12 protein-coding genes are annotated in these 15,165 nt (G+C 42.7%); 8 read left to right on the top strand and 4 right to left on the bottom strand.

Going from position 1 to position 15,165, the window contains the following annotated elements; translation table 11 throughout:
* Positions 1-139 precede the first annotated feature (139 nt).
* The 3 genes from MR764_RS09905 to MR764_RS09895 all read left to right on the top strand — a co-directional run bounded on the left by MR764_RS09905 (position 140) and on the right by MR764_RS09895 (position 4,627).
* Positions 140-1,261 (top strand): glycosyltransferase, encoded by a 1,122-nt coding sequence (locus tag MR764_RS09905; protein ID WP_247979256.1) that lies wholly within the window; start codon positions 140-142, stop codon positions 1,259-1,261.
* Positions 1,258-2,664: a redoxin domain-containing protein gene (locus MR764_RS09900; protein WP_247979255.1), complete on the top strand. Its 1,407-nt coding sequence runs from the start codon at positions 1,258-1,260 to the stop codon at positions 2,662-2,664. The genes MR764_RS09905 and MR764_RS09900 overlap by 4 nt, the downstream gene beginning before the upstream one ends.
* 304 nt (positions 2,665-2,968) lie before the next feature.
* Complete coding sequence (locus MR764_RS09895; RefSeq protein WP_247979254.1) at positions 2,969-4,627, top strand: mechanosensitive ion channel domain-containing protein; 1,659 nt, start codon at positions 2,969-2,971, stop codon at positions 4,625-4,627.
* A 1-nt stretch (position 4,628) separates the two neighbouring features.
* Here the strand turns inward: MR764_RS09895 and MR764_RS09890 are convergent, their stop codons facing one another.
* Entirely contained in the window at positions 4,629-6,800 is a 2,172-nt protein-coding gene (locus MR764_RS09890) for a T9SS type A sorting domain-containing protein (protein WP_247979253.1), read from the bottom strand.
* 136 nt (positions 6,801-6,936) lie between these two features.
* On the opposite strand from MR764_RS09890, the gene MR764_RS09885 reads away from it, so the two are divergent.
* The 4 genes from MR764_RS09885 to MR764_RS09870 all read left to right on the top strand — a co-directional run bounded on the left by MR764_RS09885 (position 6,937) and on the right by MR764_RS09870 (position 9,687).
* Complete coding sequence (locus MR764_RS09885) at positions 6,937-7,326, top strand: heme-binding domain-containing protein (protein ID WP_247979252.1); 390 nt, start codon at positions 6,937-6,939, stop codon at positions 7,324-7,326.
* Between the two features lie 128 nt (positions 7,327-7,454).
* On the top strand, positions 7,455-7,928 hold the full coding sequence (locus tag MR764_RS09880) for a heme-binding domain-containing protein (protein ID WP_247979251.1): 474 nt from the start codon (positions 7,455-7,457) through the stop codon (positions 7,926-7,928).
* A 42-nt stretch (positions 7,929-7,970) separates the two neighbouring features.
* Positions 7,971-8,384, top strand: coding sequence for a threonyl-tRNA synthetase editing domain-containing protein (locus tag MR764_RS09875; RefSeq protein ID WP_247979250.1), 414 nt, complete (start codon positions 7,971-7,973; stop codon positions 8,382-8,384).
* 82 nt (positions 8,385-8,466) lie between these two features.
* Positions 8,467-9,687: a DEAD/DEAH box helicase gene (locus MR764_RS09870; protein ID WP_247979249.1), complete on the top strand. Its 1,221-nt coding sequence runs from the start codon at positions 8,467-8,469 to the stop codon at positions 9,685-9,687.
* 270 nt (positions 9,688-9,957) lie between these two features.
* On the opposite strand, the gene MR764_RS09865 is transcribed toward MR764_RS09870, so the two are convergent.
* The 3 genes from MR764_RS09865 to MR764_RS09855 all read right to left on the bottom strand — a co-directional run bounded on the left by MR764_RS09865 (position 9,958) and on the right by MR764_RS09855 (position 13,526).
* Positions 9,958-10,626, bottom strand: coding sequence for a DUF1080 domain-containing protein (locus MR764_RS09865; RefSeq protein WP_247979248.1), 669 nt, complete (start codon positions 10,624-10,626; stop codon positions 9,958-9,960).
* Positions 10,627-10,654: 28 nt separating this feature from the next.
* On the bottom strand, positions 10,655-11,974 hold the full coding sequence (locus tag MR764_RS09860; protein ID WP_247979247.1) for an SO_0444 family Cu/Zn efflux transporter: 1,320 nt from the start codon (positions 11,972-11,974) through the stop codon (positions 10,655-10,657).
* Between the two features lie 154 nt (positions 11,975-12,128).
* Positions 12,129-13,526 carry an NfeD family protein gene (locus MR764_RS09855; RefSeq protein ID WP_247979246.1) on the bottom strand — a complete coding sequence of 466 codons (1,398 nt, stop codon included), beginning with the start codon at positions 13,524-13,526 and terminating at the stop codon, positions 12,129-12,131.
* A 292-nt stretch (positions 13,527-13,818) separates the two neighbouring features.
* On the opposite strand from MR764_RS09855, the gene purB reads away from it, so the two are divergent.
* Complete coding sequence (gene purB / locus MR764_RS09850) at positions 13,819-15,165, top strand: adenylosuccinate lyase (RefSeq protein ID WP_247979245.1); 1,347 nt, start codon at positions 13,819-13,821, stop codon at positions 15,163-15,165.

The following is a 15,165-nucleotide window of genomic DNA, read 5'->3' as shown; positions in this document are numbered from 1 at the left end:
CAGGATATTTTAGAAATGGAAAAACCGCCGGAAAAATCCCGCGGTTTTTCTTTTTCACGAAACGTCCAAATTCGTTGTGGATTTTACTGCTCGTTTGTATTTTTGAAATACATCTTTCTTTGATTACTTTTGCGTCGCGATGGCAGAAATAAGTATCAATATTGTTGCGTTCGATATCCCATATCCGGCAGATTACGGAGGCAGCATCGACATCTTTTACAAGTTAAAAGCACTTCATGCAAACGGTGTTCAAATTATCCTACACTGTTTTAAATACAACAAAAGTGAACAACCCGAACTCGAAAAATATTGCCAAAAGGTAATTTATTACAAGCGGCAAAAAGGCGTTCGCTTTCTTTTTTCCAGGCTCCCGTACATTGTAATAACCCGGAAAAACAAACAGTTACTAAAAAACCTGTCCGCCAACGATTATCCGATTCTGTTTGAAGGCCTGCATTCGTGTTATTATCTGAATTCCCGAAAATTAAAGGGAAGGCGCAAAATAGTACGTATGCACAATATTGAACATTATTACTATCGCGGCCTCGCCGATGCTTCCATCGACTTTTTCAGGCGAATTTATTACGGTATGGAAAGCCGTAAACTGAGACGCTACGAAAAAGTGCTGAAACATGCCTCTCAAATTATCAGCATCATATTCGACGATCAAAAGTACTTTGCTGATAAATACGGAAAATCGTTGTGTATTCCTGCCTTCCATTCGTTTGACCACATCACGGTAGAACCCGGACGGGGATCGTACTTTCTTTACCACGGTAACCTTTCGGTGGAAGAAAACCAAAAAGCAGTTCGTTTTTTGCTCTATGAAGTTTTCAATAACCTGGATATAAAACTGATTATCGCCGGGAAAAACCCTGAGAAAGACATTGAAAACCGTTCCAACAAACTCGAAAATGTAGAGTTAATCGCCAACCCGTCGGATGAGAAAATGTACGAGCTGCTAAGAAATGCACAAGGTTGTGTTTTGCCTACTTTTCAGGATACGGGATTGAAGTTAAAACTATTGATTTCGCTGTTCTCGTCGCGATTTGTAGTGGTAAACAATACCATGGTTAAACACACTGCCCTGGCCGATCTTTGTGAAATTGCCTATACGGCCAGTGAGTTTCAGAATGCACTGAGAGACCTTTCAATACAGGAATTTACTGCAGAAATGGTGGAACAGCGCAAACATAAACTGGAAAAATTCACCAATCAATACAACAGTAAAGAACTCATCAAAATTTTAACCTCCGAATGAGAAACTATTTTTCAGTCTTGTTGATATTACTGCTTTTTCTCTTTTCAAAGTGTTTGTTTGCTCAACACTACAAAATTGAAATTGAGTTACCCAACGAGGCGGGAAAACAAGTCAGGCTGGCGTATCATTTCCTTGATAAATTGTATGCGGCAGATACCACAGTGCTCGATAGCAAAGGGGCCGGCATTTTTGAAGGCGACTCGTTATTAACTCAGGGGCTTTACAAAATCCTGATCGACGACGAACATCATTTTGATTTTCTGCTGGGAGCCGATCAGCAGTTTCATCTCTACAATGCCGGAACCAATTCGGCTCAAATGAAAATAAAAGGTTCGGAGGAAAGCGAAGCTTTTGTGAACTATCTGAACTTCCTGGAAACGATGAAAACCCAAAGCCGCGAACTGAACGAACAATACAAAACAGTCGATGAAAACAGGAAGAAAGAGATTCGGGAACACTTACAGAATTTGAACGCTGAAATGCGGGCCTACCGGGAAAAAATCAACCACAAACTTCCGGGATCGTTCCTATATAAATTTCTAATCGCCAACGAGGTTCCTCACCTCGATACTTCTACCCTTCCTGTAGAGATTCAGCAAAGCGATTCGTTACTATTGCTGGCAAAATTTCGCTATCAGTTAGAGCATTACTGGGATAATTTCGATTATACCGACGAACGGATGCTCTATACTCCGTTCTACAAACCTAAACTGGAAACCTGGTTCACCAAAGTTTTATACCCGGCGTACGATTCGGTTAAACCCTATGTTTACCAGTTTCTGGATAATGTAGAATCCAATCCGCGTATTTTTCAATATGCAGCATCCTATTTTATAAATGCCGCCATCAATAGCAATATTCTGGGCATGGACGCGCTTTTTGTCGATCTCGCCAATGATTACTACCTGAATGGGAAAGCATTCTGGGCATCGGAATCAACCCTCGATAAGGTGAGAGAAAATGTAATTTTCCTAAAAGATAACCTGATTGGGAAGACTGCACCCGACCTGACACTGGAGAATTTCGACGGCGAATATGTAGACCTTCACCAAATTGATGCCGAAATTACAATTCTGATCATATATGAACCCAATTGCGGGCATTGCAAGGTTTTTGTTCCCGAATTGTACAACGAAGTTTATCAGAGCTACAAAAACAAAGGTTTGGAGGTGTTTGCCATTTATTCGATGGACAACCGCGAAGAGTGGACCGAATTCCTGACCGAACATCATCTTTTCGACTGGATCAATGTGTGGGATGAACATCAAACCACCCGATTTAAAATTTTATATGACGGAAGAAAGACTCCCGGGGTCTATGTTTTGGACCACGACAAAAAGATCATTGCCAAGAAATTGGACATCGAACAACTCAAGCAGCTATTGGCCGATACATTGAAATGAACATCCGTTTTTCGAACAACAAGCTGTTTCATATGTTTTAAGGATGATATTCAACAATTTTATCCTTTAAACCCATCAAAAATGACCAATCAGGAAAAAACGAAAGCCCCCAACGAAAACGAATTGACAGAACTAAATAGCTGCGGGGCAAGCAACGAAAAAGTAAATCTTTTTCTACAATATGCGTCATTTCTCTTCAATCCTCTGATGTTAGTATAAGAAATTTGAAAGATTAGGTTGAAAGCTGAATAATTTTCTTTCCGGTTAGATCGATCTATCCTATTTTTATAAAAAGAACATTTTTATGCTAAGAATATTTTTAGTCATACTGTTGACCGTCGGAAGCCTGTCGGTTTTTGCTCAGACAGCAAACAGCCCCGAGTTGAAAGATCCTCAGATGTCTTCCACTTCACATTTCGGATATGTAGTGTTTAACCGAGACACCCTTCTCACAATAAGAACAAGCCTTGGCCCCTTTTCTCCGGTTGAGCGGGCCTCCGCAATCGACAAAAAGCTCTTGCTGATTGAAGACGAACCAAGAATCAGTATCGACTCTTTACACATCGTTAGTTCGGAAAATTACTCCATTATTATTTACAAAGACATTTCCATATTAAGTGTAACCGACGATGATGCGGCTGCCATTGGTAAAGAAAGAAACGACCTGGCAGCTGAAACTTTCGCCGTGGTAAAAGAGGCACTGGTCAAGATTGGAAAGACAAAAAGCATTGTTTTCTGGATACTCCGTATATTTTATACGTTGCTTGCCGTTGCAGGCCTGTTCCTGATTTACAAACTGACCAACCGCTTTTTTCGCTGGCTAACCGGCTACGTAGAGCACTATCAAAACGACATAAAAGAAAAACACAAAAGTTTCTGGCGCTACCTGGCTCCCAAAGGTCCGGATAGTTTTTTTGCCTTCTTATTAAAAATCTCGAAAATCGCTGTTCTGATCGTTATCCTGCTGTTGTACATGCCGCTGATGTTCAGTTTCCTGCCCTGGACACGGGGAATTGTTACCGATTTTTATGTTTTTATCAGCGACCCGCTAAAGGATATTCTGCTGGGTTTGTGGGAATTTATCAGCAAGAAACTTGTTTTCATTGTACTCATCATTTTTATTTCAAAATACCTGCTCAGAGTAATCTACTATATTTCAAGTGAACTGGAAACGGGGAAACTCAAATTCAAAGGCTTTCATCAGGATTGGGCAAAACCCACGTACAATATTGTACGGATTCTTGTCATCGCCTTCACACTGGTTTTTATTTGGCCTTATATTCCGGGTTCCGATTCGCCGGCCTTTAAGGGGGTTTCCATTTTCCTGGGGGTACTTTTCTCGCTCGGGTCAACATCGGCCATTGCCAACATTGTGGCCGGAATTGTAATTACCTACATGCGACCTTTTCAAATCGGCGACCGGGTAAAAATTGGTGAAACCGTTGGCGATATCGTTGAGAAAAACCTCCTGGTAACCAGAATGACCACCATCAAAAACGAAGATGTGACCATTCCAAATTCCACGATCATCAATACACATTTGATGAATTTCACGAAGAATGCCAGTAAATTGGGAATTATTCTTCATCCCACGGTTACCATCGGCTACGATGTTCCGTCAGATACCGTGATCAAGTTATTGCTGGCAGCCGCGAAAAATACACCCAACCTGACACGCGAATTCAAGCCTTTTGTTTTGCAAAAAAGCCTGAGTGATTTTTATGTGGAATATGAATTAAACGTTTATACCAAGCAACCGGGAAAAATGGCTTTCTTTTATTCCGAATTGTACAAAAGCATTCTGAATGAATTTAATAAAGCGGGGGTGGAAATTATGTCGCCGCATTACACGGCTTACCGCGACGGGAACAAATCGACCATTCCTGAACAGCAACCGGAGCAACCGGTAAAAGGCCCCGACCCGGTTACCAATATCATCGATAAAATCACAAAAAAAGATTAAACTAAGGCGTTAACACCAGGAATTTTCGGGTAACAAACGAATCGTTGTAATTAAAGCGGATAATATACGTTCCGGGAGTTTTCCCTGAGAGATCGATTTTTACCCGGTTTTCTTCAACACTTAGCAAGGGCGCCTGTACCTCCTGCCCCATAACATTGAAAATGGAGATGGTTTCGACTACTATTTCCTGATCGGAAACTACATTCAGCACCGAATTTGAAGGATTGGGATACAGCCACACGTCAGCGGGTACATTCACAATTGGCGTATCGGTCACCTGATCAATGTTGCAGGCAATCAGTTCCATTACGCTTGTCATCACGCCCTGCTCGTTGGTTTCAAAATTATACCAGTCGCCCGATCGTTTGTAATAAAAGTTATTTTCTTCGCCTGTATTTCTCAACGATTGATAAAGCACCAAGGTATCCTGTGCCTGAATATTTCGAATATCGATCCCAACAAAAAAAGTCCCGACCGGCTTAACGTCCTGCCCGAAGTCGATGTAATTCATCGCATCTTTTGCGAGGCTTGTAATGTTTACCGTTTTGCTGAACAGAACCGTCCCCGGCATATCAGTTCCTTCGTAAACCTTTACATCAACCGTGCTGATTCCTCCTGCTTTTTTCACCATTTTCCCAACTCCCAGCGAAACACCTTTTAAACTTTCGCTACCCGGAATATCAAATTTCTCCACAATTTCGGTAATACCCACGGTATTGGTACCGCCCCAGTAACCGGCAAAACTGCCACCCGATGTAATTCGAATATTGCCATGTTCATCGTTGTCGTTCAGATTGGTAAATGCTCCGCACAGGTCTTCTCCCGAATTAAACTGTTCTCCATCGAGTGAAGATGTGGCTGAAGCCAAGGGATCGAGCCAGCATTTAACCTGTTTACTGCTATCGGGATAATAGTCCCAGTAAACTGAAAAATTTGCAAAATAGTCGTTTACGGGCTTAATACAAGTTGCTGCACCTCCGGTTAACGTACCAATAAGCTGCCCGTTCCTGTTAAAAAGTCCACCTCCCGAAGAGCCACTTTCGGTCACTCCGGCTTCCCATGTGGCAATTTTCAGAAAAGCATTGGGAATATAATCGACTGTAAAATTCGATGGTGTTGGTTTATTTTCGTCAAACGCAATTTTTTTAACATCGCCCTGCGGATGATGAATGCTTACCGTACTATCCGAATATACATCAGTATGGTTCCATCCGGCATAATACGGACGATAAGTAGGCGGCGGAACCAACGACATTTCGGTTAGTGCAAAATCGAGGCTATCGCTCTGAGCTTTCATTACCGCTCCCGAAATCGAATTTCCCGGATCTCCGTCAAGTGGTGCACAATAAGGACTTTCGTAGTTAAACGTATAAACCGTGGTTTCGGCCAGCTCCCACGCATCGTAACAGTGGGCCGCTGAAATAATATACGGTTTGCCGTCTTTGGCAGTATTGTTGACCAAGGTACCGCTGCATATTTCGTCACCGTCCACAATCAGGCGGCAAACAGCGTTTTTCAGCTCACCATACTTTCCGGCAACATCGCAGTTTACGTCCACATTGCAGGAACCCGCTAGTCCCAATGGCCGGCGTTCTGATTTCAGTATCCCGACAAAATCGTGGTTCACACTGGCAATTTCAAAACAGCTGGGAGTACCCAGTTTTTTAGGCACTTCGTATTGCACGGTAACCTCGTCTCCGGCCACCGGTGAAACCGCAAATTTCTGCGATACCTTATTGTTTTTAGCCGTGTACGCCCCAAGGTAATGTTCCTCCTGCTCGTTGTATAAAAACAACCTTGCCCCTTCCGGCAACTGAAAATTATGAAAGATCAGATTTAAGGACTGCGCTCCTGCCGATTGAATCGTAAGTTTCCAAACATTAAAACCGCTATTGGTCGAATACCATTGACCGGAGTTGGCAGGACTGAAGTCAACGTTAAATTTATAGGCAAAGCGAAAAGCTTTTAGATTTCTTTCATTTGAGCTATTTTCCGCCGTCAACGAATCGATCATGCTTTGTTTTACTTCCGGCATTTTCACCGCTTCCGCTCCAACACTTTTGACCGAAATCACCTGTAAGGGATAGCCGCCTTCAGAAACCTGTGCTGCAGCGAAATGGATATTCACCAACAGACCTATGATAGCCCCGGCTAAAAAAATTGCTCTTTTCAAAATCACCAAATATTTGTTTTCGCCTGAAAAATACATAAAAATCTTGCGTGAAATTTGACTTCATCTGATTTTCAACAAAATCAACTTCACTTGTGTTATAGTAATCAAACTGTAAATTAAACTTAAAATTACATTTATGAGAACAAAAACCGGTTTAACCCTGCTTGCAATCCTTTTCAGCCTGGCGTTATTTGCCACTGAAACTGAAAAAAATCCCGTTCAACCTTTCGGCCCCATGCCCGACGAAGTAAAAGCAATCGTTGATAAATCATGTATCGGCTGCCACAACACCGATTCGAGAAACGAGGATGCGAAGAAGGAACTCGATTTCAAAAAACTCGACGCGTTGAGCAAAGTGAAAATGATCAGCACCTACAAAGAAATCTCAGAGACCCTAGAAAAGAACGAAATGCCGCCTAAAAAGTTTTTGGAAAAATACCCCGACAAAGCATTAACCGATGCCGAAAAGAAAGTGTTGATGACCTGGGCCAAAAAAGAAACAAAAACTTTGGTAAAAGCGAAGTAATACCGATTAGCAATTGAATTGAGGCTTAAATCGTTACACGCCTTAAGCCTTTCAATTGTCTATCGGCATTAACCATTATAATTTCATCGTTTCGCTTAGAGCTCACTTTGAAAAACAATTGGTATAACATGCGAAAAACAATTCGAATCTTTCTGCTGGTGCTTGTTGTGACCTTTATTGTTGCACAATTTTACCGGCCCGAAAAGAATACAAGTGAAGCGTCGGAAAATAATATTCTGATGCTTCATTCTGTCCCTGACGAGGTTGCAGGACTCCTCAAAAACTCTTGTTTCGATTGTCATTCGAACAATACCACCTATCGTTGGTACCACAACATTTCGCCTGTATCATGGATGGTGGCCGACCACATTCGGGAAGGAAAAAAAGAATTGAACTTTTCGGAATGGGGAAACATGGATATATTTTCGCAAATTACCAAACTGGAAGAAATGTGCCAGGAAAGTGAACATCGGAAAATGCCACTCAAATCGTATTTGTTGATGCATTCCAAAGCCAAACTTTCGGACGAACAAATTGCCACACTTTGCGACTGGACCACCAGGCTGAGCGAGGAACTGCTGGTTAAAGCAGCAGAAGAATAATTCAGGTTTGCCTATTTCCTTTATCTTTATCTGAAAAACAAGATGAAGGTACTTGTAATGTATGTTGACCGCTTTGCGTATTCGCCGCGAATAAAAAATCTGGAGACAGCTGAAGAAATAACAGAAGGAGCAGAATTTACGGATTCTATTCTGGCATTTATCCAGGTGGAAGAAAGCGACGAAGAAAAGGATGTGGCGAGTCGCGAGAAAAAGCTCGTGAATCATTTGAAATGGACAGCCCGCAAAAACAACTGCAAAAAAGTAATTCTTCATTCTTTCGCGCACCTTTCCGAATCAAAAGCATCGATAGAATTCACCAAAGAATTGTTTGATTTGGCTGAGAAAAGGCTTCAAAATGCCGACTTTACCACCGCTCAAACTCCCTTTGGCTATTTTCTTGATCTTGACATAAAAGCGCCCGGTTATTCTTTGGCCCGAATATGGGCAACGCTTTAATTCCAGGTCCAAATTTCCGGAATATTCATTGAGTCTTGCATTTGAATAAACGATTCAACTACCTTTGTCGCAAAATCAGATCATGAAGTTCGAAGAATATTCAATAGCACAAGCCATTAAGCAAAACCTGGAGAAACAAGGATTACGCCGGCCAACCGACATTCAGTACAAAGCCATCCCTCCTATTTTAAAGGGTGAAGATGTGCTGGCAATTGCTCAAACCGGTACCGGTAAAACCGCAGCCTTTGTCATTCCTGTGCTTCATAAACTGCAGCAAATCAAAAACAGGCAGGGAGTGAAATGCCTGGTAATGGCTCCAACCCACGAACTGGCCGAGCAGATTTGCTCGGTTTTTAATGGACTGGCCGAAAATATGGATGTAAAAACCATTGCGGTTATTGGCGGAGTGGAACAGGATCCTCAAATCAGTCAAATTCAAAAAGGTGTCGATGTGGTTGTGGCTACGCCCGGCCGGCTTTTCGATTTGGTGAGCCAGGGGCATTTGAAATTGCAAAACACAGATATCCTGATCCTGGATGAAGCCGATCACATGCTGGATTTGGGCTTTATCAAAGACATTAATGACCTGATTCGTTTTCTCCCCAAGAAACGACAAACGCTGTTTTTCTCAGCCACCATAAACCCAAAAATCAAGAAACTCGCTTATTCGCTGGTGAGTAATCCGATAAGAATTCAGATTTCGCCCAAAAACCCGGTAGCCAAAAACATCGACCACAAAGTTGCCTTTATCGAGATGGACGACAAAAGGGCTTTTCTGGAAAGACTGGTCAACGAAAATCCGGAGGCGAAAATTCTGGTTTTTGTCCGGACCAAGGTGCGCGCCGAACGAGTGAAAAAGGCAATGGAACGGGTAAAAATAGAGTCTGAAACCATCCACAGCGATAAAGATCAGAAAGAAAGAAATGCAACCATGAGCAACTTTAAGTCGGGCCATTCCCGATTACTGATTGCAACCGATGTGAGTGCACGTGGTATCGATATTCCGAATGTTGATTTTGTGGTAAACTATGACCTGCCTGAAGTTCCTGAAAATTACGTGCACCGCGTTGGGCGTACCGGAAGAGGAAAAAACAAAGGCCAGGCCGTTTCGTTCTGCAGCAGCGAAGAAAAAGAGATCCTGCAAGAAATCGAAGAATTTCTGGACAAAGAAATCACCGTTCTCGAGATTGACAAAGGAGATTACCAGGAAACGCTGGACTTTACGGCAGACACCGATTACAACTGGAAAAAACTGATGCGCGAAGCGAACGCTCCTCCGCAAAAACGAAGAAAAAAGAAATAGACAGTTTCTCTTTAGTTCAGCTACCCTTTTACACAACTAAGAATCTGAATAAAGCAGAATCAGATTTCCGCCGAAAATAATTCGACAACAAACCTTCAAGGTCGTTTTCGCGGACAATGAAGTGAAAAAGCATTTTGATAACCTTTTGTCCGCGACAACGATGCGAAAAATCATATCGATAGCTCTCCCCGCACCGATTCCAGCGAGGTTTTGGAAAAGCAGGAAAATAAGAAATAGAGAATAACAAATAAAGAAGTTTATAAAAAGTTGTTATTTCAGGGACCACCTTTTGTACCAGATATTTCGAATTTCGGCGGTGGTCATCCAGGTACAAATGCCAAACGGCCTCGAAAGTGAAACTTCAGGACGAATTCCCAACTTATGATCTTTGTAGTGAAAATCTACAACGGTTTCCCCGTCTATAGTAGCCACAATCGTTGAATCGTTTACCTGCAGGTTGATTTTATACCAAACACCCGGTTCAAATTTTCGCAATACTTTGGTTTCATTATCCGAAGCATCAGCACCGTCGATGGTACTCAATCCGACAACCGGACCGCCCCATCCGCCAACAATCAGCGAACAAAACTGTTCGTTAACCGGGAAAGTCAATCCGCAAAAGAAATCGTTACCGGAAGTTTTCCTGGCTTCGAGACCGAGCTCATAATTTATCGCAGGAAAATCCTTTAACCAGTTCACTCCGCTGCAACCATCGCCCATATTTATTACAATTTTCCCCTCGGAAACTTTCACGGGGCCTTGCGTTCCAAAATTGGTTACCTGCCATCCATCCAATGATTTTCCATCAAACATCGGCCTCGCACCTTCGGGGATTTGTTGCGTATATTCTATTGATTTTTCTTCCTTTTCGGCTTTCTTCCCTTGATTACAGGAAGCCAAAAACAGCAGAAATAAAACAGGTACAAAACATATTTTCATCGGTAGCAGTTGTGATTACCCTACTAAATTAACCAATATATTTGTAACCCAGCTGTTCAATTGTTTCCTTTACTTTATCCATTTTGTATCCGGAGCCCAATATCTTCACTGTGTTGTGACTATTATCTGCCATTACCGATTTGATCCCCCTGATTGATTCCAGGTTTCTTTTTACACTGGCTTCACAATGCGAGCAGGTCATTCCTTCCACATGAATGGTGACTCCTTCCATGGCTTTCATTCCTTGTTTTTTTCTGAGTTTTTGCCAGAAATAACCACCGATTATTGAGCCGATCAAAAGAACAGCCGAAGCCAGTTCCAACCACTGTGGCAACATCGAATGTTCACCTCCGTCGCCATGAATGTGCATTACTTTACTAAGAATGAAATCTGCGGGAAACAGCCAGTTCGTCAGCAATCCGAACAAAACAGCGCCGCCTGTGATGGTAGCCATATAAACCGCCAGAGAACGTTTCCCCATTGTTTTTCCAAGAACTGTCATGGTAGCAACATTGGTAGCCGGACCGGCCATCAGGAACACCAGGGCAGCGCCTGGAGAAACACCTTTCATTAACAATACTGCAGCAACCGGAATGGATCCGGTAGCACAAATATAAATGGGTACCGAAGCTGCCAGAATCAGCAAAATCTCCAATATCCCCCAGCCTTGAAAACGTGAAAAAAAATCATTGGGAAGCAACACTGAAATCAGTGCAGCCAGCATAAAACCGATCAACAACCATTTAGCAATATCCTGAAGTAATTCAACAAAAGCATAATCGGCAGCCCGCACCAACGACGGACGATTATCATCTTCTTTCTCCTCGTGACAACCGCATGATGCATCATTGCAGGTTTCGGCGCCATTAACTGCCTGTGTATCTATTTTGAAGGATGCAAAGGGTGATGCAGCCACTTGGGGCTTTGGTTTTTCCTTTACAAAAACATTGGTGAGCACCCCGCCGACCACACCGGTAACAAAAGCCACAAGTGGTCTTAAAACGGCAAACGGCCAACCCAACATGGAGTATGTTGCAAAAATTGAATCTACCCCGGTTTGAGGCGTTGAAATCAAAAACGAATTGGTAGCCCCTTTCGAAGCGCCGTCTTTATAAAAGGAGATTCCGGTTGGAATAACACCACACGAACACAAAGGCATTGGAATACCCAATAAAGCAGCGTTTAACGCCGACTTGAAATTCCGTTTCCCTAAATATTTATCGATATGCTTTTGCGGAAAATATACTTTCAGCAAACCGGCAAAAATTAATCCCAACAGCAGCCATGGTGCCATTTCCTGCACCAAAAACCACAACTCCTTAATGTAATTTTCAATATACTCCATCATAACATTCAATTAAACAACACAGGTGTCATGTTGTTTGACAGGGTTCAAAATTACATACAGAAACAGCAAAGGGTATTATATAATTATAGAAATAACTATCAGCATTTTGATGAATCAGCCAAATCCAACAACGCTTATATTGAATGGAATGGCTTTAGCTGTTCTCCGCTCTCTCCACATAAACCTGTGTGGCTTCCACACGGGTAACCACCACTTTTTCTCCGCGATCGATAAAACCGGTTTCGGCCACTGCATCGTAAACTTCAGCATCAACTAAAACTTTACCGCCGGGGCGAAGTACTGTTTGCGCCGTTCCCGACTTCCCTTTTAAGGCGAGCATCGCAGGTTCTATACTGATATAGCCTTCGTTGGTATGCTGAACCGTGTTCAGTGCGAAATTTTTAAACATCCCCTTTTCTGCAGTAAACACTTTTCTACCGAAATACAATGAAATCAGAAATCCGCCAAAAACTCCAAGGACAACAGTAGTAATAGCCACTCCTACCCTGCGTATTTCCACACCTTCAAAATCGAAGTGAATGTTGTCGATCAAACTAAGCACCAGCCCGGCGAACACCAGCAAGATGCCCAAAGCACCGGTTACACCAAAGCCCGGAATGGCAAAAATCTCGATCGCGATCAGAATCACCCCGACGATAAAAACTACAATTTCCCAGTTGGCAGCCAATCCTTCGAGGTAAAGCGGAGCAAAATACAATACCGCAGCCAGCACCGCAATTCCCAACGGAAATCCGATACCCGGGGTTTGCATCTCGAAATAAATACCTCCGATGATTGCCATGATCAACAAACCGGAAATCATTGGATGAACCAGGAAACCAATAATTTTTTCGATCCACGACGGTTCGTACTCGACCAGCGTATACTCTTCTACGCCCACCTGATGCAGCACTTCCTCAACGCTTTCAGCAATTCCTTCGCAATAACCATTCTCCATCGCCTCCATCGGAGTAAATGTGAGCACTTTCCCCGTATCCGAAATCCCTTCTATATAAATACGCTCATCCACCATTGCTTCTGCAATTTTCGGATCGCGAAACCATTTTACAATCGTATCGTTGTTGGCCGTTATCACTGTATCTTTTCCATGTGCTTCAGCTGTCGATCGCATGGTCGATCGCATGTAACTTTGGTACTTGTCGGGCATGGCAGCACCGGTTTGATTGACCACCGTGGCTGCCCCAATGCTTCCCCCCGGCCGCATATAAATTCCGTCGCAGGCAATGGAAATAAGCGCTCCTGCCGAAGCCGCATTATTATCAATAAAAACATACACCGGAATTTTACTCTGCAGTATCATCGTTCGGATGGAATCGGCATCAACCACCGTTCCGCCGTAAGTATTCATATGAATCAAAAAGATGTCGGCCTTGAGCGAATCGGCTGCATCAAAAGCCTGTGCTACCTGCCGACGTGTTCCCGGCGAAATATCCTGTTTGATGTTCAGTTTATACACCAGTTTTTTGGGAGTTTCCTGTGCAAACACCACAATCGACAGCAAAAGAAGAAATATCAGCCCGTATCGTTTCATTTTTATGAAATGTTAATGATTCAGATCATCCGCCCACTTTCAGTTAAAATACCCCAAAAGACAGGCATTCTATATCCTTTCTACGAAGTTAGAAATTATCGCCGATTCGGGAATAATGATCGGGTTAATAAAATCCGACACAGCTCAATGCGTTTCAAAAAAACATTCATTATGAACCGTGAATTATGGTGGAATTGGATTTATCAGTGGCAGAGAATGTTAAATCCTTCGGCCATCACCATACGAACTTGCCCGAAATTGTTAAATTTGCGACCTAATCATTCAAAATAAAATGGAATTATCTGCATTAACAGCCATTTCCCCGGTTGACGGGAGATACAGAGATAAAGTTGAAGGGTTGAATAAATATTTCAGTGAGTTTGCCCTGATCAAATACCGCTTATTAACCGAAATTGAATATTTCATCGCCCTGTGCGAACTGCCACTTCCTCAGCTGGCTGAAATTCCTGCTGAAAAACTGGAGCAGTTGCGCGAATTACACAAAAACTTCTCGCTGGAAGATGCACTGCGAATCAAGTCGATTGAAAGCGTTACCAACCACGATGTTAAGGCAGTTGAGTATTTCATCAAAGAAGAATTCGATAAGCTTGATTTGGGCAAATACAAGGAGTTTATCCATTTTGCACTGACTTCGCAGGATGCCAACAACACGGCGCTTCCGAAATCCATTCAGGATGCACTGGAAGAAGAATATTACCCGCTTTTGCAACAGTTGATTGAGAAACTGCTGACCTTGGCTAACGACTGGAAAGATATTCCAATGCTGGCCAAAACACACGGTCAACCGGCTTCTCCAACCAAAGTTGGAAAAGAATTCAAGGTTTTCATTGAACGGATCATGGTGCAATTGGTACATCTGAAATCGATTGCCATCGATGCAAAATTTGGTGGTGCCACCGGCAATTTCAATGCACATTATGTGGCTTATCCCGATATTAACTGGGAAGAATTCGCCAATAATTTTTTAAAGGAAAAACTGGGATTGCACCGTTCGCAATACACTACGCAAATTTCGCATTACGATAACCACAGCGCAATTTTTGATGCCTTGAAGCGCATTAACAACATTATCCTTGATTTGGATCGTGACATCTGGTCGTACGTTTCGATGAACTACTTCAAACAAAAAATCAAAAAGGGAGAAGTGGGTTCGTCAACCATGCCACACAAGGTGAATCCGATCGATTTTGAAAACTCGGAAGGTAACATTGGCATTGCCAACGCCGGTTTTGAACAACTGGCGCAAAAACTTCCGGTTTCGCGTTTGCAGCGCGACCTGACCGATTCAACAGTGACACGTTTTATTGGCGTTCCGTTTGGTCATACCATTATTGCCATCAAATCAACGTTAAAAGGATTGAACAAGTTGCTGCTGAACGAAACAGCCATTCAAAAAGATTTGGAAGACAACTGGGCAGTAGTGGCTGAAGCCATTCAGACCATTTTGCGCCGCGAGTTTTTCCCCAATCCCTATGAAGCGCTGAAAGACCTGACACGCAGAAACGAAGTGATCAACAAAGAGGCTATTCATAATTTTATTGAAACACTGAACGTTAGTGAATCTGTAAGAGAAGAACTTAAGGCGATTACTCCTCAGAATTATACAGGAATTTTTTAA

Source organism: Maribellus sp. YY47 (assembly GCF_023111095.1).
Lineage (GTDB): Bacteria > Bacteroidota > Bacteroidia > Bacteroidales > Prolixibacteraceae > Draconibacterium.
This window is presented reverse-complemented; position numbering and strand designations above follow the sequence as displayed.

What these genes read in the sequence shown, in the direction of transcription:
- purB (WP_247979245.1), top strand. Translation starts at nt 13,819, where the DNA reads ATGGAATTATCTGCATTAACAGCCATTTCCCCGGTTGACGGGAGATAC.
- MR764_RS09870 (WP_247979249.1), top strand. Translation starts at nt 8,467, where the DNA reads ATGAAGTTCGAAGAATATTCAATAGCACAAGCCATTAAGCAAAACCTG.
- MR764_RS09880 (WP_247979251.1), top strand. Translation starts at nt 7,455, where the DNA reads ATGCGAAAAACAATTCGAATCTTTCTGCTGGTGCTTGTTGTGACCTTT.
- MR764_RS09860 (WP_247979247.1), bottom strand. Translation starts at nt 11,974, where the DNA reads ATGATGGAGTATATTGAAAATTACATTAAGGAGTTGTGGTTTTTGGTG.
- MR764_RS09905 (WP_247979256.1), top strand. Translation starts at nt 140, where the DNA reads ATGGCAGAAATAAGTATCAATATTGTTGCGTTCGATATCCCATATCCG.
- MR764_RS09855 (WP_247979246.1), bottom strand. Translation starts at nt 13,526, where the DNA reads ATGAAACGATACGGGCTGATATTTCTTCTTTTGCTGTCGATTGTGGTG.
- MR764_RS09875 (WP_247979250.1), top strand. Translation starts at nt 7,971, where the DNA reads ATGAAGGTACTTGTAATGTATGTTGACCGCTTTGCGTATTCGCCGCGA.
- MR764_RS09895 (WP_247979254.1), top strand. Translation starts at nt 2,969, where the DNA reads ATGCTAAGAATATTTTTAGTCATACTGTTGACCGTCGGAAGCCTGTCG.
- MR764_RS09865 (WP_247979248.1), bottom strand. Translation starts at nt 10,626, where the DNA reads ATGAAAATATGTTTTGTACCTGTTTTATTTCTGCTGTTTTTGGCTTCC.
- MR764_RS09885 (WP_247979252.1), top strand. Translation starts at nt 6,937, where the DNA reads ATGAGAACAAAAACCGGTTTAACCCTGCTTGCAATCCTTTTCAGCCTG.
- MR764_RS09900 (WP_247979255.1), top strand. Translation starts at nt 1,258, where the DNA reads ATGAGAAACTATTTTTCAGTCTTGTTGATATTACTGCTTTTTCTCTTT.